19 protein-coding genes are annotated in these 23,982 nt (G+C 72.6%); 6 read left to right on the forward strand and 13 right to left on the reverse strand.

Annotated elements, in window-relative coordinates; genetic code table 11:
* On the forward strand, positions 1-3,033 hold a 3,033-nt coding region (locus ACWC97_RS31460; protein ID WP_450652999.1), incomplete at its 5' end, for an SDR family NAD(P)-dependent oxidoreductase.
* Between the two features lie 179 nt (positions 3,034-3,212).
* Here the strand turns inward: ACWC97_RS31460 and ACWC97_RS31465 are convergent.
* Positions 3,213-3,893 carry a 4'-phosphopantetheinyl transferase family protein gene (locus tag ACWC97_RS31465; RefSeq protein ID WP_450653001.1) on the reverse strand — a complete coding sequence of 227 codons (681 nt, stop codon included), beginning with the start codon at positions 3,891-3,893 and terminating at the stop codon, positions 3,213-3,215.
* Between the two features lie 400 nt (positions 3,894-4,293).
* Between ACWC97_RS31465 and ACWC97_RS31470 the strand changes: the two genes are divergently transcribed.
* Together ACWC97_RS31470 and ACWC97_RS31475 are read left to right on the forward strand one after the other, a co-directional pair.
* Entirely contained in the window at positions 4,294-4,938 is a 645-nt protein-coding gene (locus tag ACWC97_RS31470; protein ID WP_385217114.1) for a hypothetical protein, read from the forward strand.
* Positions 4,939-5,202: 264 nt separating this feature from the next.
* Positions 5,203-5,544, forward strand: a complete 342-nt coding sequence (locus tag ACWC97_RS31475) for a VOC family protein (protein ID WP_450653003.1) — start codon at positions 5,203-5,205, stop codon at positions 5,542-5,544.
* Positions 5,545-5,978: 434 nt separating this feature from the next.
* Here the strand turns inward: ACWC97_RS31475 and ACWC97_RS31480 are convergent, their stop codons facing one another.
* The 12 genes from ACWC97_RS31480 to ACWC97_RS31535 are packed head-to-tail and all read right to left on the reverse strand — an operon-like array spanning position 5,979 to position 19,582.
* A complete protein-coding gene (locus ACWC97_RS31480; RefSeq protein WP_450653005.1) occupies positions 5,979-8,531 on the reverse strand; it encodes an MFS transporter in 2,553 nt (850 codons plus the stop codon).
* Positions 8,528-9,094, reverse strand: a complete 567-nt coding sequence (locus tag ACWC97_RS31485) for a hypothetical protein (RefSeq protein WP_352280928.1) — start codon at positions 9,092-9,094, stop codon at positions 8,528-8,530. The genes ACWC97_RS31480 and ACWC97_RS31485 overlap by 4 nt, the downstream gene beginning before the upstream one ends.
* Positions 9,091-10,794 (reverse strand): carbamoyltransferase N-terminal domain-containing protein, encoded by a 1,704-nt coding sequence (locus ACWC97_RS31490; RefSeq protein ID WP_450653008.1) that lies wholly within the window; start codon positions 10,792-10,794, stop codon positions 9,091-9,093. The genes ACWC97_RS31485 and ACWC97_RS31490 overlap by 4 nt, the downstream gene beginning before the upstream one ends.
* Entirely contained in the window at positions 10,763-11,335 is a 573-nt protein-coding gene (locus ACWC97_RS31495; protein ID WP_450653010.1) for a GNAT family N-acetyltransferase, read from the reverse strand. The genes ACWC97_RS31490 and ACWC97_RS31495 overlap by 32 nt, the downstream gene beginning before the upstream one ends.
* Positions 11,328-12,107, reverse strand: coding sequence for an SDR family NAD(P)-dependent oxidoreductase (locus tag ACWC97_RS31500; RefSeq protein WP_352280922.1), 780 nt, complete (start codon positions 12,105-12,107; stop codon positions 11,328-11,330). The genes ACWC97_RS31495 and ACWC97_RS31500 overlap by 8 nt, the downstream gene beginning before the upstream one ends.
* Positions 12,104-12,844: a 2OG-Fe dioxygenase family protein gene (locus tag ACWC97_RS31505; RefSeq protein ID WP_352280920.1), complete on the reverse strand. Its 741-nt coding sequence runs from the start codon at positions 12,842-12,844 to the stop codon at positions 12,104-12,106. Before ACWC97_RS31505 ends, ACWC97_RS31500 begins: the two co-directional genes overlap by 4 nt.
* Positions 12,845-12,867: 23 nt before the next feature.
* The gene (locus tag ACWC97_RS31510) at positions 12,868-13,506 is read right to left on the reverse strand and encodes a 2OG-Fe(II) oxygenase (RefSeq protein ID WP_352280918.1); all 639 of its coding nucleotides are present in this window, start codon (positions 13,504-13,506) and stop codon (positions 12,868-12,870) included.
* Positions 13,507-13,508: 2 nt separating this feature from the next.
* Positions 13,509-14,282: a tyrosine-protein phosphatase gene (locus ACWC97_RS31515; protein ID WP_450653013.1), complete on the reverse strand. Its 774-nt coding sequence runs from the start codon at positions 14,280-14,282 to the stop codon at positions 13,509-13,511.
* Positions 14,279-15,409 carry an aminotransferase class I/II-fold pyridoxal phosphate-dependent enzyme gene (locus ACWC97_RS31520; RefSeq protein ID WP_352280914.1) on the reverse strand — a complete coding sequence of 377 codons (1,131 nt, stop codon included), beginning with the start codon at positions 15,407-15,409 and terminating at the stop codon, positions 14,279-14,281. Before ACWC97_RS31520 ends, ACWC97_RS31515 begins: the two co-directional genes overlap by 4 nt.
* Entirely contained in the window at positions 15,406-16,839 is a 1,434-nt protein-coding gene (locus ACWC97_RS31525) for a B12-binding domain-containing radical SAM protein (RefSeq protein WP_450653015.1), read from the reverse strand. The genes ACWC97_RS31520 and ACWC97_RS31525 overlap by 4 nt, the downstream gene beginning before the upstream one ends.
* Complete coding sequence (locus ACWC97_RS31530; protein WP_450653017.1) at positions 16,832-18,238, reverse strand: hypothetical protein; 1,407 nt, start codon at positions 18,236-18,238, stop codon at positions 16,832-16,834. Before ACWC97_RS31530 ends, ACWC97_RS31525 begins: the two co-directional genes overlap by 8 nt.
* A gap of 54 nt (positions 18,239-18,292) precedes the next feature.
* A complete protein-coding gene (locus tag ACWC97_RS31535; protein WP_352280908.1) occupies positions 18,293-19,582 on the reverse strand; it encodes an ATP-grasp domain-containing protein in 1,290 nt (429 codons plus the stop codon).
* A 330-nt stretch (positions 19,583-19,912) separates the two neighbouring features.
* Between ACWC97_RS31535 and ACWC97_RS31540 the strand changes: the two genes are divergently transcribed.
* The 3 genes from ACWC97_RS31540 to ACWC97_RS31550 all read left to right on the forward strand — a co-directional run bounded on the left by ACWC97_RS31540 (position 19,913) and on the right by ACWC97_RS31550 (position 23,978).
* A complete protein-coding gene (locus tag ACWC97_RS31540; RefSeq protein WP_450653019.1) occupies positions 19,913-21,928 on the forward strand; it encodes an amino acid adenylation domain-containing protein in 2,016 nt (671 codons plus the stop codon).
* 108 nt (positions 21,929-22,036) lie between these two features.
* The gene (locus ACWC97_RS31545; protein WP_450653090.1) at positions 22,037-22,798 is read left to right on the forward strand and encodes a thioesterase II family protein; all 762 of its coding nucleotides are present in this window, start codon (positions 22,037-22,039) and stop codon (positions 22,796-22,798) included.
* Positions 22,788-23,978 (forward strand): cytochrome P450, encoded by a 1,191-nt coding sequence (locus tag ACWC97_RS31550; RefSeq protein ID WP_352280903.1) that lies wholly within the window; start codon positions 22,788-22,790, stop codon positions 23,976-23,978. The genes ACWC97_RS31545 and ACWC97_RS31550 overlap by 11 nt, the downstream gene beginning before the upstream one ends.
* The last annotated feature ends 4 nt before the right edge of the window (positions 23,979-23,982 follow it).

Genomic DNA, 23,982 nt, shown 5'->3' on the forward strand with positions numbered 1-23,982 from the left:
CCCGAGGCGCATGCGGTGGTCTCGGCGCTGGGCGGGCTGCACGTCCATACCGGTCTCGAGCCCGACTGGGACGCGGTCTTCGGCCCCGTGGCCGACCGCCGTACCGTCGACCTGCCCACCTACGCCTTCCAACGCCGCCGCTACTGGCTCGACACCCCCGCCGTGTCGGGCGAGGCCGCCGACCTGGGGCTGGGGGCCGCCGGCCATCCGCTGCTCGGGGCCGCGCTCGTGCTCGCGGACGGGCAGGGGCATGTATTCACCGGGAAGCTCTCCCTGGCGGGTCACCCCTGGCTCGCAGATCACGCGATCTCGGAGACCGCCCTCTTTCCGGGTGCGGCCTTCGTGGAACTGGCCCTGTACGCCGGCAGCCACGTCGACTGCGATCAGGTCGAGGAGATCACACTGGAGGCGCCGCTGGTGATCCCCGAACACGGCACCGTCCAGATCCAGGTGGTGGTCGGAGACGCCGACGAGTCCGGGCGACGCCGGATCACCGTCCACTCGTCCGAGGGGCCCGCGACGGGCGCGCGGGATTCGGAAGAGGCGTACTGGACCCGGCATGCCGTGGGGCTTCTGGCGGGATCGGACAAGACCCCTGGTGACCACCTCGGAGCGGCTTCCTGGCCTCCCGCCGGTACCACCGAGGTGCCGGTCGAGGAGCTCTACGCCCAACTCGCCGCGCGGGGCTACACCTATGGCGCGGCCTTCCGCGGGCTGCGGAACGTATGGCGTGGCAAGGACGCGCTCTTCGCGGAGGTGAGCCTGCCTGAGGAGTTGACCGGGGAAGCCGCGGGGTCGTGTGTGCACCCGGCTCTGCTGGACGCCGTGCTGCATCCGCTGGGCCTCGACCCGGCCAAGCCGGGGGTGGAAGTGGGGCCGCTGCGGCTGCCCTTCACCTGGGCGGGAGTGCGGCTGCATTCCGTGGCCGCCACCACCTTGCGGGTGAGGCTGGCGCCCACGGGGCAGGACACCGCCGCGCTCTCCCTGGCCGACGCCGAGGGGGCGCCGGTGCTGAGCGTCGAGTCCCTGACGCTGCGGCCGTTCGATCCGGCGCAGCTGCTCGGCCCCGGGGCACGGCACCGCGACACGCTGTTCGGTGTGGAGTGGGTTCCGGTCACGCCCGTCGGCGGTGACGGAACCGAGCCGATCTCCGCACATGTCGTCGTCGCCACGCCCGGCCCCGTCGCGGATCAGGACGCGGTCGCCGCCGCCCATCAAACCGCGCAACACGCGCTCGAACTCGTACAGCGGTGGCTCGGCGCGGAGCCGCCGCCCGCAGAGCGGCTGCTTCTCGTGACACACGGTGCGGTGGCCGTACGACCGGACGACGCCGTGACCGACCTGGCGGGGGCAACGGTCTGGGGCCTGCTGCGCAGCGCGCAGTCCGAGCATCCTGGCCGGTTCATCCTGCTCGACGTCGAGCACACCGGTATGACCGGGCAGGCCGATGACATCGGCCACGTTGGCCAGACGACTCAGCAAGTCGGTCCGGCGTGGGAAGGGGCTGAGTCACGGGGCGCCGTTCCTGTCGAGGTGATTCAGGCGGTTCTCGCTACTGAGGCGCCTCAACTCGCCCTTCGAGGAGGCACGTTGCTGAGTCCTCGTCTGGTGCGGGCCACGGAGGAGAAGTCCGCGACCTCCACGCGGAGGCTGGACCCTGATGCCACGGTCCTTGTCACCGGCGGAACGGGTGCGCTGGGCAGGCAAGTGGCCCGACACCTCGTCACCGAGTACGGGGTACGTCATCTGCTGCTCACCAGCCGTCGCGGGCTCGACGCCTCCGGGGCCGGCGCCTTCCGCGACGAACTGGTCGCATTGGGGGCGGCCGTGACCGTGGCCGCCTGCGACGCGGCCGACGGGGAAGCCCTGGCGAAGCTGCTGGCCACAGTCCCGGACGAACATCCCCTGGGTGCGGTGATCCACGTCGCGGGGGTGACGGACGACGGCGTGGTGGAGGCGTTGACCCCGGACCGCTTGGCCGCCGTGCTGCGGCCGAAGGTCGACGCGGCCTGGAATCTCCACATGGCCACACGAGAGAGCGAGTTGGCCGCCTTTGTCCTCTACTCGTCCTACGCGGCGACCATCGGCAATGCCGGACAGGCCAACTACTCGGCGGGCAACGCGTACCTGGACGCGCTTGCCGCCCACCGTCGGGCCCAGGGACTCAGCGCTGTCTCGCTGGCCTGGGGTCTGTGGTCCGACGAGGCGGAGCCGGCGGCCGGGACGGAGCCGCAGGAGGGCAGCGCCGTCACCGCGACCCTCGGTGCCGCGGACCGGGCCCGGCTCGCACGCAGCGGCATCGGTGTGCTGTCGCCCGCCGAGGGCCTGGAGCTCTTCGATGCCGGGCTTGCCTCGGACCGGGCGCTGCTGGTGCCCGTACGGCTCGAACCGGCCGCCCTGCAGGCGCGGGCGGCGTCGGGTGAACTGCACCACCTGTACCGGTCGTTGGTGAAGCAACCGCTGAGGCGGGCGGCCGTGCATGCCGAGGTCGACGTGGCCGAGGCGCTGCGGAAGAAGCTCGCCGCCGTCGGTGAGGGGCCGGAGCGGACGCGGCTCCTGCTGGAGCTCGTCCAGACCGAAGCCGCCGTCATTCTGGGCCACTCATCGCCGAGCTCGGTGGAACCCGGCCGCGGGCTGCTCGACATGGGCTTCGACTCGCTGACCGCGGTCGAACTCCGCAACCGGCTGGGGGCGGCCACCGGACTGGGGCTCCCCACGACTCTGGTGTTCGACCACCCGACTCCCTCGGCGATCGCCGAACTGCTCCGTTCGGAGTTGGCCGGCTCCGGCGACGCACCCTCACGGGTAGCCGGTGACCTTTCCGTACTCGACACACTGGAGGCAGAGATCTCGGCAATCTCGGCGGACGAAGCGCTGCGGACCCACCTCCGGCTCCGGCTGGAGGCCGCGCTTGAGAGAGTCATCGGACTGGACAGCGAGGGAGGACAGGGCGAGGAGACGGATCTGACGGGGCGGCTGAGCGGCGCGACGGACGATGAGATCTTCGATTTCATCGACAGCGAGCTGGCCTGAGCCCACGGCACCGTCCCGTTCCTCTGGGAGGTGTGCCGAAACGCGACGCGCTCACCGCCGGCCCTGCGGCCGGCGGTGAGCGCGCGCCGTCTTCGCGGAGATATTAGGTGGGAGACCCTTCAAGGGCGCCGGGCCCAGGAGCAAGATCAGGGTCCAAGGCCCGCCCGTCGCGGCATCGATCAGGTATGTGGAATGGCCACCGCGGTTGCGACCAGCCCATGGGAGACCGCCCACCGTCCTTCGAAGTGTCTGATACGACGGAAGCCCACAACGGGACCGGGAACGAGGAGCTCCGCGCGAAAGCGGCCGTACGTCCCCGTCTCGGATTCCGGGTGGATCTCGATGTCGGCCTCCTCGAAGTCCAGCCGCTTCCCGGTCAGGGGAAACCATGCCTTGTAGACGGACTCCTTTGCGCTGTACAGCAGCCGATCCCAGTGAATCGCGGGCTGCCGGGCGTGGAGCAGGGTGAGGCGCTCCCGCTCGACGGCCAGCGCGACCGAGCGCAGGACGCTGTCCGGGAGCGCTGCGTGGGGCTCGGCATCTATGCCCAGGGAAGCCAGATCGGTGGCGCGGACCAGGGCTGCGGCGCGGTAGCCGGCACAGTGGGTCATGCTGCCGAGCAGGCCTTCGGGCCACTGCGGAGCGCCGCGCTCGCCGGGAAGTATCGGAGCCGGCGGTACTCCGAGCTTCGCCATGGCGCGACGGGCGCAGACGCGCACCGTGGTGAACTCGCGGCGGCGCCTGTCCACCGCCCGGGCCACGGCGGCCCGCTCCTCGGGATGGAGCAGGGCCTGGTCGGCCTCGTCGTCGCCGTAGGCCTCCACGGCCACCACCGAGCGTGGGAGCAGCTCATCGATCACTCGTCGAACCTCCATCGGCGCCAGGCGGCGCGGCCTGCCCGGAGGGTGCGGGCGGGCGTGCCACCTTCGGAGGCATCCCACCGACCCGCGACCGCAGCCCGGACACGTCACTCTCAACTCACGGGCACGAGTGACGATGCGGATCACGCCGGCCACCGACCATACCCGCTCCGCTCCGCACCTGTGCCGCACTCGCCGCGCGCCCTGTGCCGCGTCTGTGCCGTGCCTGTGGCGAGTCTGTGTCATTTCCGCCTCAGCCTGAGATGGCGTCGCGGCGCGCCTCGTTGACGCACCGCTGTCGTCGTGCCGCGTCGTCGCGTCAGGTCACATGACCGGGCGCTTCGCCCAGTTGAACGTTCCGGTTGCCGTAGGGGCAGCCCTCACTGACAGTCAGGTCAAAATGATAAATAAGGTACGTACGGTCTCCGCAGTTGCCCTCACCACTGTGCTGCTCGGGCTCACGGCCTGCAACGACGGCGAGGACGCGGCACCGGCGCAGGACTCGCCGTCGGCCTCCGCCCCGGCGCCGTCCGACCCGGGCGGCAAGAGCCCGTCCGCGGACCCCAGTGACGACGCTGCGGCTCCTGCCGGTGGTGACGTCGCCGCACCGGGCACGAAGTTCAAGATCGGTGACCGAGCGGTCCTGCCGTTCAAGTACGGGACCGACAAGAAGGGCACCGTGGCCGTGACCGTCACGGCGATCGAGAAGGGCGCGGAGGCCGACATGGCCACCTTCGGCGACAAGGCGAAGGGCATGACGCCCTACTACATCCGGATGAAGGTGGAGAACGTCGGCGGCACCGACCTGTCGTACGCGTCGCTGAGGCTGCGCGGCAAGCTGGAAGGCGGCGGCCCCACGGGCGTCATCCTGATCGGCGACCTCCCCGGCAAGTGCGACAGCAAGACGGCACCCCGCGACTTCACCACCAAGGGCGCGTCGTACGAGACCTGCTCGCTCAGTGCCACGAAGACCGATCCCATCGCGGTTGCCTCGTTCGAGGAGGGTGACGCGTACAGTGCCAGCCCGGTCCTCTGGACCAGCTGATCAGCCGTTCCGTGTCGGCGGGCCGGGCATCCCGTCCCTGACGGCATGCCCGGCCCGCGGCCGGTCTCCCGCGTGAAGTCGGACGTGAACTCCGCCCGGCCCCAGAACGTGATCCAAGGTGCTTGCGAGGTGGATCGCACTCGGCGACGACGACCCCAAGGCCAGGCCGGCCGCAGCGCGCCGGGCGATGCCACGAGTCCTTCAGGGCTGATGGGGCGGGCCCCGTCCGTGACACGGCCACCGCGAAACCAGGAGCGACTGCCCGTGAATATCGACCTCGTCGTCATCTACACACCCTGGCTCGACGCCTGCCGGGACTTCTACACCGGCATCGGCCTCGAGTTCGTCCGAGAACAACACGGCACCGGACCGATGCATTACGCCGCGCCCCTCCCGGGCGGGGGCGTCCTGGAGCTGTACCCGGCCACACGACACCCAGCGACCGGCAGCCTGCGTCTGGGGCTGACCGCTCCGGCACATGCAGGATCGCCCCACCCCGCGGGCCGGCACACCCTGACCGACCCGGACGGCCGCACGGTCGTCCTCACCATCACGGATGCTGGGGTCATGCGGCGAGCTCGACGTCCGCGGGCGTGCGGGTCGTAGAAGGTGCCGTTGCGGTACGGCCCTTCGAAGTCGCCCTGCGGGCTGAGCGAAAGGAGCCTGACGGCGAATGTCCAGGTCAGGCGCCTTTCCTCGTGCGCCTAGAAGAAGTCGAGCTTCTTCGGCGATTAGCTCACCAGCAAATTCTTCGAAAGGTCGTCGGATCACGGTGAATCGCCCACGCTGCCCATGCCTTCGCAGGCGGCGAAGCCGAAGCCGGTGGTGCCGGTGTGGCGCGCGGGTCTGGCCTGGTCGCCGTTCCGGAACAGTTGGGGAAGGACGGGGTGCTGACGTCTGCCCACGGACTGGCTCAGGACCCGGGACGGATGCCGGGGGACGTGCTGGCCTCCTGCCGGTGGTAAGGGGCTGGAACCTGGCGGCACGGCTCGCGGCCGGGGAGTGCGCGGGGCGCGGACAGCCCCGGCCGCGAGCGGTGGTCAGTGGTACAGCGGGTAGCGGTCCTTGTGCTCGTACCAGTACTCGAACTGGATGAGCAGCCGGGTGGGCGAGCCCCCTGTGGCGATGCGGGACACGGAGTGCCAGGACTTGTCGTTGGGCGGGAAAGCCAGGACCAGGCCCGGCTGCGGTGCGATGGAGAACACCGGCGGGGTGGCGTGGTCCCCGGAGACCCGGATCTCGAACTCGCCGCCGGAGTGGGCCGGCCACTCCTCGTTCAGGTAGAGCAGCGCGGTGATGGCCTTGTCCGGCTTGTCCTTGTGCGCTGACAGGAAGTCGCCGTCGTGGTGGGTGTACACGCCGATGTCCAGTGACAGGCCGTCCAGTTTGATGCCGGTGCCCTCCGACAGCCAGCGGGTGACCCGGCCCCCGCTGAGGTCGGCGTACAGCTCCTGCCACTCCTCGGGCAGCGACTCGATGATCCGGCTCTCCTGGTTGTTCACCATCAGGTACACCAGGTTCATCTGGTACAGCTTCTCGTGGCGGGGGTCGGTCCGCGAGATGGCGGCCGTCCGGTCCATCGGCGCGGTCTCGTAGAGCCGGGCCACCTGCTCCCGGGTCAGGGTGTTCTGCGCCAGGTGGACCTCGTACGGGGACTCGACGCGCATGAAGCGGGTGTCGGTGTTGAACATGGCACCTTCCTTTTTCGTGGGTTCCGTGGATCTCGTGGGTTGCGTGGATTCCCGGGGAGTGCCCGGAGTCCTTGGTTCTCGGGGGGCGTCGGCCGTAAGCCGGTCCGGCAGCGTGCCGAGCCAGCGGCGAACCTCGGCGGGGCTGGTCAGCCGTACGGCCCTGGCGTGCGGATACCGGGCGAGGAATTCCGCCGTCTCCCGCTGCCGTTGCCCGTACCGGGCCCACACCAGGCGGACCGGGTGCTGGGGGTTGAACAGCAGGGAACGCCAGGTCTCGACGTTGCCGTGCCAGAGCCGGCGGCCGGTGACGACGCGGACGACCGACCGCCGGACCACCCGGCGCAGCACGGTGCGCCGGGGCAGGTCCAGCCAGACGAACGTGTCGGCGCGGCTGCCGAGGATGTCGCCGACGACCCAGTAGTACGGGGCGTCGCAGACCCAGCCGGGCGCCGCGGTGACCGCCCGGACGTCGTCCGCGAACTCGTCCCGCGTCGACCAGTCCGGCCCGTGGTAGAGGCCGTCCAGTTCGATGTGCGGGACGCCGAGCCGTAGCGACAGCCGGGCGGCCAGCGTGGTCTTGCCCGCCCCGGGGACGCCCGCGAGGACGATCCGGCGCGGCACCGGATCCGCGGACCGCCCCGGCCCGCCGGACGGGGGAGCGGCCGGCGAGGAGCAAGGGGTGGGCGGGCGCCGCAAGGCGCGGAGGACCGGGGGCACCACGAGGGTGCTCACCAGGGACAGCCCGGCCATGACCGCCCACAGCGTGCCGTTGCCCACCGCCAGCAGGGTGGTGAACAGGACCGGCCCGGCGGCACCCGCGAGCCCGAAGGCGGTCTGGAACAGCGCGCTGTACCGGCCCTTGAGGGCCGCGGGCGCCACCTCGTTCGCCATCGCCATCGTGACCGGCGCGTACAGCGCCTCGGCGGTGCCGCCCACCGCCGCCACGGCCAGGGCCAGCGGCACCGCCCACCCGGCCGGCACCACCCCCGCCGGCACCATCGCGAGGAACGCCACGGTGAAGAGCAGACAGGAGAGCCGCAGGGCGTACGTCCGCGAGCGGCGCTCCACCAGCCGCAGCGCCGGTCCACGGGCCAGGACCAGGCAGCAGCAGGCCAGGACGACCAGGGCACCGGGCAGCCAGGCCGGACCGCGCAGGACGTCCAGCGCCACGACCGGGAGGATCACCACGAGGCTCTGGGTGGCGAGAGTGAGCTGCACCTGGAGCAGGCACAGCAGCAGATACGGCCGGTCGGCCAGCAGGGACCGCCACCCGCCGTCGGCCGTACCGGGGCCCGGCCCGGAGCGGTCCGCGCGGTACCGCCCGCTCCCCGCGGCCGACGCCAGCACGGCCGCCCCCGCATAGCTGACCGCGTTGCCGTACGCGATCAGGTGCAGCCCGCCCGCGTCGCCGACGAGACCCCCGCCGAACGCCGCGCCCAGACCCGCCCCCGCCCCCAGCCCGACCAGCCGGGAGGTGCTGAGCAGGCCGAACGCCCAGGTGAGATCGGGCTCGGGGACCAGTGCGCCGAGCAGCGGGGCGTTCGCCGTCCAGAAGAGCCGCTCGCAGCCGGTGAACACGGCCGCGAGCACGCACACCTGCCAGGCCGAACCGACCGCCGGGTACAGCGCGCAGATCCCCGCCCGTGCCAGATTGCCCAGCACCACGAACCGGGCCGGGCCCCAGCGGTCGACCAGGTTGCCGGCGAGCGGACCGGCCAGCAGCCCGAGCAGGCCGCCCGCGCTCAGCGCGGCGCCGACGTCGTCGATCGGGAGGTGCTGGGCCCGGGTGAAGAAGATCAGCGAGAGCGGGGCCCACAGCCCCGTACCCACGTTGTCGATCAGATTGGCCAGCAGATAGCGGCGCAGCCCGTGGCCGAGGCGGCGCTCCCGTCCTGTCCTCACGCTTCGCTCCCGGATTCCGGTCCGTCCTCGGTAGGGGGTTCGTCGTGGTCCTCCAGCCGGCACAGGTCGATCAGCAGCGCGTGCGGGACCCGGCCGTCCACCACCCGTGGCGAGCCCGGGGCCGCCGCACGCCCCGCCTCCCGCCCCCCGGTCGCCACGGCGACCTCGTCGGCGGCGAGCGCGGCGGCGAGGGAAGCCGGCTCCGACGGCCCGTACAGGACCGGCACCCGGCCGCCGTCCAGCAGCGCCCGCACCGTGCCGGGGTCCGCGCCGAGCAGCCCCACGGCGGGCGGGCCGTGGGCGCTCACCCGCGCCGGCAGTTCCTCGGCCGCCGCGCAGCGGGACGCGGTCCGCACGGCGACCCGTACGCCGAACGTCCGAAGGAAGGCCACGTCCTGGGCGAACGACTCGGCGAGCCGCCCGCTCCGCAGCAGGCCGGGGTCCACGGCCACGACCACGGTCCGCCCGGCCAGCCGCAGCAGACCGGGCAGGGTCCCGGCCAGGACGCGCGCCTTCCCGGCGGCCTCCCGGTGGTGGAAGGGCCCGCCGCGCGAAGTACTCACTCCCATCGCCGGTAGAGGGTCCCCTCGCTCCAGATCCGGTCGACCCGGCCCCACTCCATGGCCGAGGCCACGTCGGGGAAGAAGCCGCTGCCGTTCAGGTTGGCGCTGGTGTTGCAGAGCACCGGGACACCGCTGAGCAGGTGGTACTCCGCCAGCACCTCGGCCAGCAGCGGGTCGTCCTCCTCTGCGACGGTCTGCAGCCGGGCGGTGCCGTCCAGGTGCAGCACGGAGGGAATCCGGGAGGTCCACTCGTCCCGGACCCGGTGGTCGAAGAGCATGTGCGGATCGGGGGTGCCGGGATCGAAGATCTTGGCCGCCTCCTCGACCCGGCAGATGGGCGCCACCGGACGGTACGGCTCGCGGTCCTTGATCCGGTTGAGGACGTCCTTCGTTTCGGGAGCGACCGCCGCGGCCAGGATGCTCCGGCCGCCGAGTGCGCGCGGGCCGAGTTCGGCCCGCCCGTTCAGCACGACCACCGGCTCGCCCGTCTCGTGCAGCACCCGGGCCAGCTCGCGGGGCGAGCAGCGGCCCGAGACCCAGCCCGCCGGGATACCGACGGTCGGCGTCAGGGCCGGGCCGAGCCGGGGATGCCACTCCAGGGGGCGGATGCCGGTGTGCCGGTTCCTGCCGAGCAGGGCGGCGCCGATCGCGGAGCCGGAGTCGTTGGGGAACGGCGGCACCCACATCCGCCGGACCTCCGGCAGCGCCCGCAGGGCGCTGTTCCACTTGATGTTCAGCGCGCAGCCGCCCGCGAAGCACAGGTTCCACGGACCCTCGCCCTCCCAGCCGCGGGCCGTCGCCACCAGCCGTTCGACGAGCAGCTCCTGGAGGAAGTGGTGGACGGAGGCCAGGACGTCCTCGTCGGACACGCCCAGCCGGTCCGTCCCCTCGCGCACCGTCGCGAAGAACTCGTGCAGCGGCGGCATCGACGGCTCGAAGAGGCTGCCGTAACCGCCCACGGTCCGCCGGTACTCCACCGCCGCACCGGCGTCGCTCTCGAACCGCTCGTGGAACGCCCGCCGCAGCACCGCCAGGACCGCCTCGTCCACCTGCCCCTTGGCGATGTACGCCATGAGCTTCCCGGCCACCGACAGGTCGTCCACCCTGGACGACTGGGTCGCCCGCCGGAACGGCCCGAAGTGGTGGCCGGCCGTGGCGTAGGTGTGCCCGATCAGTGGGAACAGCGCGCCGCCGCTCTCCACCCCGTGCTCCGGGCCGACCCGGTAGAGCCGGGGGAACAGGCCGCCGTCCCAGACCAGCACGAGGGCGGGCTCGCCGCTGCGGGCGAAGGGACTCGAACAGTAGGTGCTGAGCACGTGCCCGGCCGCGTGCGAGTAGCTGGTGTACGGGTGGACGGCACCCTCGATGCTCAACTCGCCCGAGACGTAGGACCGGTCCAGCTCCGGGCACGCCTCCGACTCCCGGTAGGGGCCGACCGGCAGCTCCAGGGCGGTGCCCCGGTCGGAGGTGTGCACCGAGCCCCGCGCGTCTCCGTCCCAGCCGTCGACCACCCACTCGTCCACGTCCGAGGGCCGGTACCCGAAGTCCGCGAGGACGGACCGGACGGCGCCGAGGTCGGGAATCGCGCTGTAGCGCGGGCTGTTGACGAGCTTCTCCATCTCGACGCTGAACACCAGCCGGTCGCCGTCCAGCAGCGCCACCGCGCCGTCATGGGTGAGTTTGAGTCCGCAGATGATCATTGCTTGTCGCTCCTCCGAGTGTCTGTACCGACGCCTGCCGGGCGGGTCCGGCCGGCGGCACGTACCCCGCGACCGGCCGCACGTACAACCGCGAGCCCCGGTCCGGCGGTGCGAGGCCGGGGCCGGCGCAGGGCGCCCGCCGCGGGGTGAGTTCGATGAATCCGCGCCGGACGAACCAGGCGCCGCTGTGTTTGGAGGCGGCGATCAGCAGGGCGCAGCCCTGCTCCGCCCCGATCCGGTCCGCGCGGTCGACCAGCAGCGCCCCGATCCCCTGGCCCTGCGCCTCCGCGGCTACGCACAGGTTGTAGACCAGCAGCCCCTGCGGGCGCCGGGACAGTCCGACGCAGCCGAGGAGCCCTTCCGCGTCCACCGCGACCAGGAACTCGCCGACGCCGGCCTCGATCCGGTCCCGCGTCCGGTGCAGCAACAGGTCCTGGGCGGCGTAGCGCCGGGAGAGCGCCACGATGGCCGGCACGTCCGCGGGCCGGGCCGCCCGCAGGCGGACCGCGCGCCGGGTCCCGGGATGCTTCGCCCTAGGCACGGCCGGCGCTTCGAGGCCGGCCGAGGCCGAGCCCGAACGGCTGGTCGGTGGGCATGATCTCGACCAGGTTCACATTGACGTGGGGCGGGCACGCCAGGCACCACAGGACGGTCCGGGCCACGTCGTCCGCGGTGAGCGGGGCCACGCCGTCGTACAGCCGGTCGGCGCGGTCCCCGTCGCCGTCGTAGCGGACCAGTGCGAACTCCGTGCGGGCCATTCCGGGGGCGACGCAGGTGACGCGCACCCCGGTGCCCTCCAGGTCGGTGCGCATGCTCAGACTGAGCTGGTGGACGAATGCCTTGGTGGCCGCGTAGACGTTGCCGCCGCTGTAGGGGTAACGGGCCGCCACGGAGCCGATGTTGACGACATGGCCGGTGCCGCGCCCGACCAGGCCGGGCAGGAGCAGCCCCGTCACGTTGAGCAGACCCGTGACGTTGGTGTCGACCATCTCCCGCCAGTGTTCCGGATCGGCGCCCTGCACCGGCCCGAACCCCCGCGAGAGCCCGGCGTTGTTCACCACGACGGTGACGTCCGGCAGCTCTTCCAGGACCTTGCCGAACGCGGTCTCCAGCGCGTCCCGGTCCCGCACGTCCGCCACGACCGGGACGATCCGGCCCGCCGGCGCGGCCGCGGCCAGCTCCTCCAGCCGGTCCTCGCGGCGGGCGACGGCGGCCACCGTGTGGCCCTCCTCGGCGAGCAGCAGGGCCGTACGGAACCCGAACCCCGAGGAGGCGCCGGTCACCACGGCGGTCCCGGGTGTCCGGGGACTCACGCGGGGTCCATGGGGTCGTAGCTCATCAGGAGCATGTCCCGGGTACCGATGCCCAGGGCGGGATCGGCGATCGAGACGTCCCCGACGCCGTGCCGGATGCGTACGTCCTCCGCGAAGAGCGAGTCGAACGCCTCGGTGAACAGCGTCTCCACGACCGGCTCGCCCTCGGGGGTGTAGACACGGGTCTCGCCGCCGTTCACGTTGGAACGGCGCACCATGTGCAGGCTGATGAAGGTGCAGCCGTCGCGGTGCATGCCCTCCGGGGTGGGCCTGCCGAGCGCCCCCGGCCGGGCGACGATCCGCACGCAGTGCGCCTGGATCTCCCACCACTCGACGTCCTTGGCGGGCAGCTGGGAGACGTTGAAGGCGAACAGCGAGGTGAGGAACGGGTTGTAGCGGACCGAGTCCTCCAACTCCTCGTACCTGCGCCACTGCCCGCCCGCGAAGGGGTTGTTCTCCAGCGACTGGAAGTAGCCCGGGTTCTCCTTCACCCGCATCTCGCCGGTGCCCACGTGGTACGCGTAGCGGGTGTGCCGCCGGTAGCGGTACCGGCCGCCGTCGGGCAGGTACGGGTCGAGCGGCATGTCGTCGTACGAGTCCACGAAGGGCTGGACGGCGCCGGCGATCGTCTCCGGGATGTGCAGCTGGTCGCCGCGGAGGAGGGCGAACCCGTCGCGGACGATGGTTCCGGGGACGTCGGTCTCCGTGGAGAGCGCCGTGTCGTGCAGGATGTGCATGACTTTCTCCTTGTGCAGGGTTTTCACGGGCGGACGAAGTGCACGAGCAGCGCCCGGCGGTCGTCCGGGCACTCCGGGGTGACCGGGGGCACCGCGTGCCACGAGCGGTCGGAGGGGACGATCACCACGGAGGTGCCCAGCAGCGGTGGTACGCGCCGTACGCAGTCGTCCATGTCCGGCCCGCCCAGCACCCGCAGGTCGCCGGCCCATGCGTCGCGCCACGTCTCGTTGAAGTAGAAGAGCTGGGTGACGGCCTTGTCCGCGCGGTCGGTGTGCGGCTCGATCCAGCAGCCCGGCGAGTAGCGGGTGAGCCGCGCCTCGACCGCGCAGCCGTTCAGCCCGACGCCGGTCAGCGAGGCGAGCGCGGCCCGGTACCGGTCCGACAGCAGGTCCTCGACGAGCAGCCGCCACCGCTCGGACAGCGTGCCCGGGGAGGTCTCCCGCGGTTTCCCTCCGTCGATCACGGTCCGGTTGTGGTTCAGGTACTGTTTGCCGCGTTCGGCGGGGCCCCGCTCGGAGCGGACGAAGCCGTCCACGGCGAACTCCTCCCGCAGCGCGCGGGCCGTCGCCCCGTCCCGGAACGACCGCGGGATGACGGCGTACTCGTACGGGTCGTGCTCCAGCTCGGCGCGCTCCAGGGCGTCCAGATCGAGTACGGGCATGGTCACCTCTCCTCTCCAGGGCTGTTCTCCGCCGGCCGGAAGACCCGCCGGACCGCTTCCCGCCGGTCCGCCCGGCGCAGTCCGTGCCGCTCCAGGAACAGCGGGACGGAGCCGTGTTCGTTCTCGATGCCGGTGAGGAGGCTGCGCATGATCCACCCGGGGGAGGCCGTACGGGCCCGCAGGTCCGGCAGGGGGTAGGTGTACGTCCAGGCCGGGCGCGGGTCGTCCGGGCGCAGCGCCCGGTAGGCGCGGCCGGTGAGCGCGTAGTCGTTCACGATGTCCGCCAGGCGAACGCCGAGCCCGCGCAGGACGAGCGCGCTCACCACTCCGGTGCGGTCCTTGCCGACCGTGCAGCACACGTAGAGCGGCGTCGGGGCAGGGGCGGCGAGCAGCCCCACGACCTCCGCCGCCACGGGTGCCGCCATGGCCAGCATGTCCCGGTAGTTGTCCAGGTAGACGCTGGGCGGGGGCCGCCGCACGCCCCTGATCCGGGTCACGTCGCCGTACACCGGCCGTCGTAGCACCCGGACCGACATCGTCCCCGGCCCGTCCTGCTCGGCGTGCTCGTCCGGGTGGCGCAGGTCCACCACCGTGCGTACGCCGACGGCCTCCAGGACGGGGGCGGTGTCCGCGCTCGGGGCCGGGCCGCGCAGCAGCACCGAGCGCCGCAGCCGGGCCCCGCCGGGCCCCAGCAGTCCGCCGCTGTCGCGCACGTTGGGGAGTCCGGGCAGGGCGATGGTCCGGGTGCGAAGGGCCTCCCGGTGGGCCGGGGTCACGGCAGGCTCCGGGCCTGCCGCCAGGCGCTCAGCAGGCGGGAGACCTGGCGCGCGTTCGGCTCGTCGGTCACCGAGATCCGGACGGCCGCCCGTAGTCCCGGACGGCCCGACACGTCCCTTACGACGTAGCCGTGTTCGCGGAGGTACCCGGTGGCGCCGGCGGCCTGCGCCGGGTCGGGCACGTCCCAGGTGACGAAGTTGCCCGCGCCGGGCCTGGACCGCCAGCCCGGCAGCATCTCCTCGATCTCCCGGGCGAACCGATCCCGCAGTATCCGGACCTCGGCCCAGATCTCCTCGAAGACCGTGTGCTGGGCCAGTGCGGAGCGCAGCAGGGCGAGCGTGACCCCGGACACCGGGGACTCCGGGTCGATGTCGAAGAGGTGCTCGGCGGTCGCGGGGTGCGCGACGAGCACCGCGGCCCGCGCCCCGGAGAGCCCGTAGCTCTTGGAGAAGCTGTTGACCCGTACGACGTGCGGACGTCCCGTCACGTCCCGCACCGTGTCCTCGCCGCCCTCCGCGAAGGCGAGGTAGGCCGTGTCCACCACCAGGAGGCTGCCGTGCTCGGCCACCGCGTCGGCCAGCGCGCCCAGTTCGGCGGCCGTGTGCAACTGGCCGGTGAAGCTGTGCGGCTGCGTCACCACCACGAACGCGGGCGGCCCCTGACGCAGCCGGGCGGCGAGGTCGTCGAGCACGAACCGGCCGGCCCCGGTGTGAGGGGGGACGGCGTCGAGCGCGCAGTCGGCGATGCGGGAGAACTTCTCCCAGCTGTCGTAGTACGGGGTGTGGAGGACGATCCGGGCCGCGGCGTGGAAGGCCCGGGTGAGCAGGGAGAGCCCCGGGTCGCTGCCCGCCGTGAGGACCAGCCAGGAGGCGGGCACGTCCAGGCGCTCGGCCAGCATGGCATAGGTGGACCGCAGCACCGGGTAGGTGAGGATCTCCGCCGGGTCCAGTTCGTCGAGCGTGCGCCGGTGCAGGGCGGCGGCGCGGGGGTGCAGCAGACCGGCGCTCTTGAGGTTGACCTCGCCGGGGCCGCGCGTGCGGGTGCTGCGGAACCGCCCGCCGGCGCTGGGCAGCCGGAAGGGCGACTGCTCCGTGCGGGGACCGGCCAGGGTCTCGCGGGCGCTCATGCGGTCCTCGGCAGGCCGTCGGCGGACGCGGCGGGCGGCGTGCCGGGGTCCGGTGCGCGTCGCGGGACGTTCTCGTACACCACGGTCTCGTCGGTCTGGCGGCCGAAGACCACGTCGTACGCCTCGCGCAGCTCGTCCGGGCCCAGGTCGTGGGTGCCGGGGACGAACAGCTGGCGGTTGAAGGCGGACATGGCGTGCTCGTCCATGCCCGCGCGCATGGCCTCCCAGGGCGCGTAGACCGTGGGCCGCGAACGGCCGCCCAGCTCCTTGACCTTGGCGATGGTGCGGCGGGTACCGGCCATCGTGGTGCCGGGCAGTCCGGCGATGACGAAGCAGTTCAGCTCCACGCCGGCGGCGGTGCACCAGGAGGCCAGGTCCTCCAGGTCCCGTTCCGACTTCCGCTTGGCACGGGGCAGCGCGTCGTGCCCCAGCGGGTCGAGGGTCTCCAGGCCGATGCTGATCCTGACGCAGCCCGCCTCGCCCATCGCCAGGACCATCTTCTCGTCCAGGTGGTGCAGGGTGGTGGCGCACTTCCACGGGTACGGCGAGCCCAGCTCCACCAGCCGCCGGCACAGCTCGCCGGTCCACTGCCGGTCGAGGGTGAACGTGGGCGCGTAGAAGGCGACGTACTCGAACGGCGCGGCGCTGAACGAGGCACGGATGTACTCAAGCGTCCGGTCCACCGTCAGCCGGCGTTCTCGCTTGCCGAAGATCGGGTGGACCTCGCAGTACGAGCAGCCGACGGGGCAGCCCCGGGCGGCGGGGACGACGAGTTCGCGCCGCTGCGGGATGCCGCAGAACTTGTTGGCGTCGTTGCGGTACAGCTCGTCGTAGCGTGCGTAGGGGATCTCGTCCGGGGCCGGCAGGTGCCACACCTCGGGCGGCAGTACGCCACCCGGGCCGTCCGGCGCGGTCCAGCTCCCGTCCGGCCCGCGCAGGTGTACGCCGGGGGCGGAGTCGGTGCGGCCCTGGAATGCCTCGACGGCGGCCACCACACCGGCCTCGAAGTCGCCGTTCTCCACGACGGCGTCCAGGTCGAGCCGGCGGAAGTACTCGGCGTTGACGCCGCTGAGCCGGCCGAAGGTCACGACCCGGGAGCCGGGGCTCAGCGCCCTGATGTAGCGCAGCATGCGGCCTAGCCCGTCGACGCCGTCGAACTCGTTCATGACGGCGATGACGTCGTACTGGTTCTGAAAGAGGTCGTTGCCGATGTCCTTCCAGGTGGTCCGCTCGACACTGGCGTCGAGGACGGTGACCTCGGTGTCCGGCAGGACGGCGCGTAGGTAGCCGGTGACCTGGTAGAGCGCCAGGTGGTGGCCGGCGTTGAAGTAGCTGAGCACCTGCGGCGGCCAGACGACGAGCATCCGCCGGGGGCCGCCGCCGCGCGGCCGGTGGGTGATGGTCTGTGGCAGGAGGACGCGTTCAGGCATGGACCGTTTCCTTCTCGGTGACGGCGCTGCTGGCCTCGATGGACGTGATGTCGGCGCCTAGCCCGCGCAGGTCCGCGGCCAGATCGCGGTAGCCGCGTGCCAGGTGGTGGGTCTCGGCCAGGGTGGTGCGGCCGGGCACCGCCAGCGCGGCGAGCAGCAGCACGGCGGCGGCGCGCAGGTCGGTGGCGCGCACATGCTGTCCGGCCCGGTGCGGCGGGCGGGGCCCGTCGATCCGCAGGCTCCGTCCGTCGTGGGTGACGCGCATGCCGAGGGCGGCCAGGCCCGGCGCGTAGCCGAACCGGTTCGCCCAGACGGCGTCCGTGATGGTGGTGGAGCCGGTGGCATACGCGCCGAGCAGCGCGAAGAAGGGCTGGTTGTCGCTGAAGACGCCCCGTGACGCGGCAGTGAAGTCCACCGGGCGCAGGGGGCCCTGCGCCGGATGCACGGTCAGCCCGGCCAGCGAGGTGTCCACCCGTACACCCATCCGTTCCAGGAGTTCGAACTCCGGCCCGAGGACCCCGACCGCCCGGTGCATGCCCGGCCCGGCGACGTACAGCGGGCCGTCGGCGAGGAGCGTTCCGGCGCAGATCCAGGTGACGACCTCGATCAGGTCCGGCACGAGGGTGTGGCGGACGGGGGTGCGCAGCGTCCCGGGTCCGCGGCCCTGGATCACCAGCGTCTCGGGGCCGGTGATCTCGATGTCGGCGCCGAGCTCGCGCAGCACCACCATCAGGTCCGTGACGTCGCTCTTGCGGTAGGGGTGGTGGAGCGTGGTCGTGCCGTGGGCGACCGACGCGGCCAGCAGTGCCGTCTTCGTGGCCCCGCTGTACGTGGAGCCGGTGATCACGGCCCGGTTGGCGGTGTAGTCCAGCAGGTCGACGGTGCAGCCGGTCAGCCGGTCGGCGGTGAGCTCCAGACCGCCGTCGGGCAGCATCCGGCCCGTCGCGCCGAAGCGCTCCAGGACGCTCACGAAGTGCTCGGCGGGTCGGCCGTGCTGCCCCTCACCGAGCCGGCAGCCGCCGCTCGGGGGCATCCGCACCCGCTTCGCCCGGCTCAGCAGGGCGGGCAGCAGATAGGCGGAGCCGTGGATCCGGTGGGCCAGACCGGCCGGGAGGTCGGCCCCTGTGATGCCGGAGGCGTCCAGGACCAGCGTGCCGTCGCCGTGCTCGGCGGACCCGCCGAGCGCCCGGAACAGCTCGCTCAGGACGCTGGTCTCCACGATGTCGGGGCAGTTGTCGATGCGCACCGGCGCGTCGGCCGCCGCCGCTGCCGCGGCGACTGTGACGAGCGAGTGCTTGAAGCCGGAGGTGCGCACGGCTCCGGAGAGCCGGTTGCCGCCCCGCACCGACAGGCCGGCGCCGTCCTGCGGCGCGTCCCGGTGGGGCGTCAGTCCGTGCATGCCAAAGTCACCTTTCGGCTGGAGAGGGAGGAACTCGGGGTGTGCGGGCGGGGATCAGACCGGGATCCGCCGGTGGGTGAACTTCCAGCGGGAGGGAACGGGGTTCCGCCGCCCCTCCCAGACGACGTTGGCGTCCCACCACTCCTCGGCCTCGCGCATCTCGGCGACGATGTCGGGGCCGGAGAGGGAGAACACGAGGTCGGCCAGGGACGGCCCGAGGGCCGTCGACCCGTCGTAGGACCGCCCCTCCTCGCCGAAGGCGGCGTACCGCAGGGTCCGGGGCAGCGGGCATTCCCTCGGGAGCCGGCGCAGCACCCCCCGGGCGGGCGGGAACCGGGCGTAGCCCTGCCGCTGCCCCGAGGGCGAGAACCGGACCTGGTCGCCCCGGCCCGCCTGGCCCAGCAGGCTCGCCCCGTGCATGTTCACGCCGAGGGTTGCCTCATGGGTGTCGACCGCCATCGAGCCGCCCATCCGGGACGCCGCCTCGCAGACCACCAGCCGGTCGTCGGGCGTGTGGAAGAACTCGACCTGGAAGGCGCACACGGCGGGCACCGGCGGCAGCGCGCCGACCACGTCCGCGGCCGTCCGCCTGAGCCGGTCCGAGAGGGGATGCTCCTCGGGCATCATCCCGCTCATGCCCGGTGCGTCGTAGGCGACCGAGAACCAGTCGGAGTAGGGGTGGTAGGACGGCTGGCCCAGCAGTACCTTGCCACTGTCCATCAACCCGTTGATCTGGTAGAACTCTCCCTCCACCCACGCCTCGGCGAGCTGCGGCCCCCCGGGCCGACCAGGCGTCCACTCCCGGGCGAACTCCCGCAGCCCCGCCTCCTCCCACAGGACCCGGGTGCCGTTGGACCCGCCCGCGTCCAGCCGCTTGAGCACCAGTGGGAAGCCCGCCTCGGCGGCGAACTCCGTCAGGTCCTCGGCGCGCAGCAGCCGGCGCATCGGGGCCACCGGGATGCCGCGGGCGGCGAGCGTGGTCTTCATGACGTACTTGTCGCGATAGGCGGTCGCGCACTCCAGGCTCTGCCCGGGAAGACCGAGCCGCTCGCGCAGCCGGGCGGCCCGCAGCAGATCGCGCTCACCGGTGGACAGGACCCGCTGTACGCCGAACTGGCGGCAGAGCGCGACCAATTCGTCCTCCAGCGAGGGGTGGTCGAAGTCCTCGACGATGTGCAGATGGCGGAAGAGCCGTGCCATGCCGGGGAAGCCGGCACCGTCGAGCGCCCCGCGGCTGCTGACCACGATCAGTTCCTGCGCCGCCTCGGGGAACCACTCGGGCAGCCGGTCCAGGATCTTCTTCGTGTTGAGGACCAGGAAGGTCGGGGCCGAACTCGAACGCACGATGCCTCCTTCGCGTGGTGCCGCCCGCCGCGCCGTACGGGAGACCCGGCTCCGGAAGCGGTGCACTGCCGATGCCGAGGAGCATGTGGGACGGGCCCTGCGGACGGCTCGACAGATCGCTTGGACCTCCGCGGCAAGCACCGGCGAGCGCGTCGCAGGCGGGCCCGCCGCCGGGGCAAGCGAGCCGTCGAGGCCCTCGCAGGGCCGCGACCCCATGCTGGGCGGGCACGCCCCGGGAGCCGCGCCCGCCGCCTCCCCCGTGGGGACCTCGCCTCAGCACGACGCCGCTCCGTACGCCGCACGCCCAGCATCCGAAGGGGACCGAGAGCCGTGGCCAACCCGAATCCTGACATCGACGGCGGATGCCTGGTCCTGGTGAACGGCGAGGGCGCGCACGCCCTGTGGGCCGACGGCCCCGCCGCGCCGCCGGGCTGGCGCATCGTGCACCGGGCGGAGAACCGCCGGGAGGCCCTGCGGTACGTCGGCGCCCACTGGACGGACATCCGCCCCGCCGGGCCGCCGGACGACGGGCGGTCCCAGGGCGGCTGTCTGCACGACCTGTTCTCCGCCCAGGCCGCGCGCACCCCGCTGGCCCCGGCCCTGATCCGGGGCGACGAGCGGCTGACGTACCGCGAACTCGACGAGGAGTCCGACCGGCTGGCCGCGTACCTGCGGCGGCGCTCCATCGGGCCCGGGGCGTTCGTGGGGCTGTGCGTCGAGCGGTCACCGCTGATGATCGTCGCCCTGCTGGGCGTCCTGAAGGCCGGAGCGGCCTACGTGCCCCTGGACTCCGAGTACCCGGCCGGCCGGCTGCGCCACGTCCTGGCCGACACCGGGGCCCGGCTCCTCCTCACCCAGGAGCCCTTCCGGCAGCTCTTCCCCGACTACGGCGGCGAGATCGTCCGCCTCGACAGCGAACTCCCGGACACCGGCGCCGCGCCGGACGGTCCCGGCCCGCGCCCCTCGGACGTCGCCTACGTCATCCACACCTCCGGCTCCACGGGCCGGCCCAAGGGCGTGCTGGTGACGCACCGTTCGCTGGCCAACCACAGCACGGCGGTGAATCGTCACTTCGCGTTCGGTCCCGGCGACCGCGTGCTCCAGTGCCGGCCGCTGGGCTTCGACGCCGCCGCCGAGGAGATCTTCCCCCCGCTGCTGCACGGCGCGGCCCTGGTCCTCGGCGACGATCCGCTGCGCCGGACGTTCCGGTCCCTGACCCAGCTGGTGATCGACACCGGCACGACCTTCCTGAGCGTCCCCACGGCCTTCTGGCACAGCTGGGTGGCCGAGGAGGACTGCCTGGTCCGGCTGGCCTCGGAGTCCGCGCTGCGCACGATGATCGTGGCCGGTGAGCAGGCACGGCGGCAGGCGCTGCTGACCTGGAAGAAGTGGGTCGGTGAGGACATCCGGTGGTTCAACGTCTACGGCCCGACCGAGGGGACCATCACCTCGACGGTCCACGAACCAGGACCCGACTGGGAGACGGACGGATACGCCTCCGTCCCGATCGGCCGCCCCGTCGAGAACGTCCGGACGTACGTCCTCGACGACGCCATGCGCCCGGTGGAGCCGGGAACCCCCGGCGAGCTGTACATCGGCGGGGCGGGTGTGGCCGTCGGCTACCTCAACGCGCCGGGGACGACCGCCGAACGGTTCCTGCCCGACCCCTTCTCCGGCGTGCCCGGCAGCCGGCTGTACCGCACCGGGGACCTGGTGCGGGCGGACGCCGACGGCTGCGCCGAGTTCATCGGCCGCCGGGACCACCAGGTGAAACTGCGCGGCTACCGAATCGAACTCGGCGAGATCGAGTCCGTGCTCGCCGAGCACCCGGACGTCCGGGCCTGCGTCGCCCTGGTGAAGGGGGAGGACCCGGACCGCGCCCTGGTCTGCTTCGTCACCGCGGCCCCTGGCGCCGCACCGGAGGCGGCCGGGCTGATAGCCCACCTCCGGCGGCAGCTGATGTGGTACATGATCCCGGCGGCCGTCCACGTCCTGGACACGCTTCCCGTGACACCCAACGGAAAGACCGACCGCACCGCCCTGCTCACCCTGGAACCGGACACCGCCGAGGCCGCCCACACCGCACCGCGCACCCCCGTGGAAGAGGCCCTGGCGGCCATCTGGGAGGAGATCCTCGGCCAGCGGAACATCAGCGTCGACGCCGACTTCTTCCAGGCGGGCGGCCACTCCCTGCTCGCGGCGAGCCTGGTCTCCCGGATCCGTACCCGGTTCGACGTCGCCATGACGGCCCGCGTGCTGTTCGAGTCGCCCACCATCGTCGGACTCGCCGAGGCCGTCACCCGCATGTCGGGCGGCGACGCCGCGGACCGCCCGGGGCGGGGCTGACCGGCCGTGGCGGAGCGAGCGACCGCCGCCGCACGGCCCGGACGCGGACCGGGCACCCCGTGGATCCGCGCCTTCGGGCCGCCGGGCCCCGCCGCCCCGGTACGGCTCGTGTGCTTCCCGCACGCCGGGGGAGCGGCCGGCTACTTCCGGGACTGGGGTGAAGGAACCGGGGCGCAGGTGTGGGCTGTCCAGTACCCGGGCAGGGAGAACAGGATCCGGGAGCCGTTCTCCTCCGACCTGCACGCCCTGGCGGACCGGGCCGCGGAGGTGCTCGGCGGGCTGCTCGACCGGCCCACCGTCTTCTTCGGGCACAGCATGGGCGCCGTCGTCGGCTACGAGGTCCTGCGCCGCCTGGCCGCAGAGGACCGGGACCACGCCGTGCGCCACCTCGTGGTCTCGGGATGCGGCGCCCCGCACCGGGTACGCCCCTTCGCGGGCCAGGAAGCGGCCCACCTCCTGTCCGACGACCGGCTCGTGGCCCTGCTCAGAAGCCTGGGCGCCGACAACACGGCCCTGCTCGACGACCCCGGCATGCGCTCGGCCTTCCTGCCCGCGGTCCGCGACGACTACCGGATCGTCCAGTCCTACGTCCCCCGCACCGGCGGCCCGGTCCTGCGGACCGACGTCACCGCGTTCGTGGGCCGCCAGGACGAGGCGGTGGGCGTCGGCGACGCGGGCGCCTGGGCCACCGTGACCCGGGGCCGCTTCGCACTCCGTACCTTCCCCGGCGGCCACTTCTACCCGGGGGAGCACCCGGACGAGGTGCTGCGCGCCGTGCGCGAGGTCCTCGGCCCGCCCGTCCGGGGCGTCCACGCGGCGCCACCCGCCCCCGACGGCACCATCGACACCGGGAGAACCGATGAACGTTGACCTGTCGGACCCGCTCCTCTACCGGGACTCCGATCCGGTACCGGTCTGGAAGCGGCTGCGCGCCGAACACCCCGTGTACCGCAACCGGCGCGCGAACGGGGAGCACTTCTGGGCGGTGATGACCCACGGCCTGTGCACGGACATGCTGACCGACCCCCGCCTGTTCAGCTCCGAGAACGGGATGCGGCTCGACTCCGACCCGCAGGTCCTCGCAGCGGCGGCCGGCCGGATGCTCAACATCACCGATCCGCCCCGGCACGACAAGATCCGGAAGGTCGTCAGCGCGGCGTTCACCCCGAGGACGGTGAACCGGCTGGAGACCACCATGCGGGCGACCGCCGCCCGTGCCATCGACGACGCGCTGGCCGCCGGGGAGTGCGAGTTCACCCGGGTCGCCCAGCAGCTCCCGGTCTCCGTCATCTGCGACATGCTCGGCGTCGCACCGGCCGACCGGGACTTCATGGTCGAACGCACCCGCTTCGCCTGGTCCTCCACCGCGCGGGACGAGGCGGAGGAGGCACGCAAGGTACAGGTCCACACCGAGATCCTGGTCCACTTCCAGGAGCTGGCCGAGGAACGCAGGCGGGTACCGAGGGACGACCTCATGAGCGCCCTGGTCCACGGCGAGGTCGACGGCGCCCCGCTCACCGTCCAGGAGATCCTCTACAACTGCGACGCCCTCGTCTCCGGCGGCAACGAGACCACACGCCACGCCACGGTCGGCGGACTCCTCGCCCTCATCGACAACCCGGACCAGTGGTACAGGCTGCGGAACGACCCCGGCCTCATGCCCACGGCGATCCAGGAGATCGTGCGCCACACCTCGCCCGTCATGCACGCGCTGCGCACCGCGACCGAGGACACCGAGCTCGGCGGAGCCCGCATCCGCGCCGGCGACCACGTCGTCGCCTGGCTGCCGTCCGCCAACCGCGACGAGAAGGTGTTCGACGACCCGGAACGCTTCGACATCGGGCGCGACCCCAACCGCCACCTGGGCTTCATCCAGGGCAACCACTACTGCATCGGCTCCTCGCTCGCCAGGCTGGAACTGACGGTGATGTTCGAGGAACTTCTGCGCCGGGTCGAGGTCGCCGAACTCACCGGCCAGGTCCGCCGCCTGCGCTCGAACCTGCTGTGGGGGTTCGACTCGCTTCCCGTGAAGTTCGTCCCGAGAACCTGAGGGA

The sequence above is a fragment of the Streptomyces sp. NPDC001108 genome, from assembly GCF_053598535.1.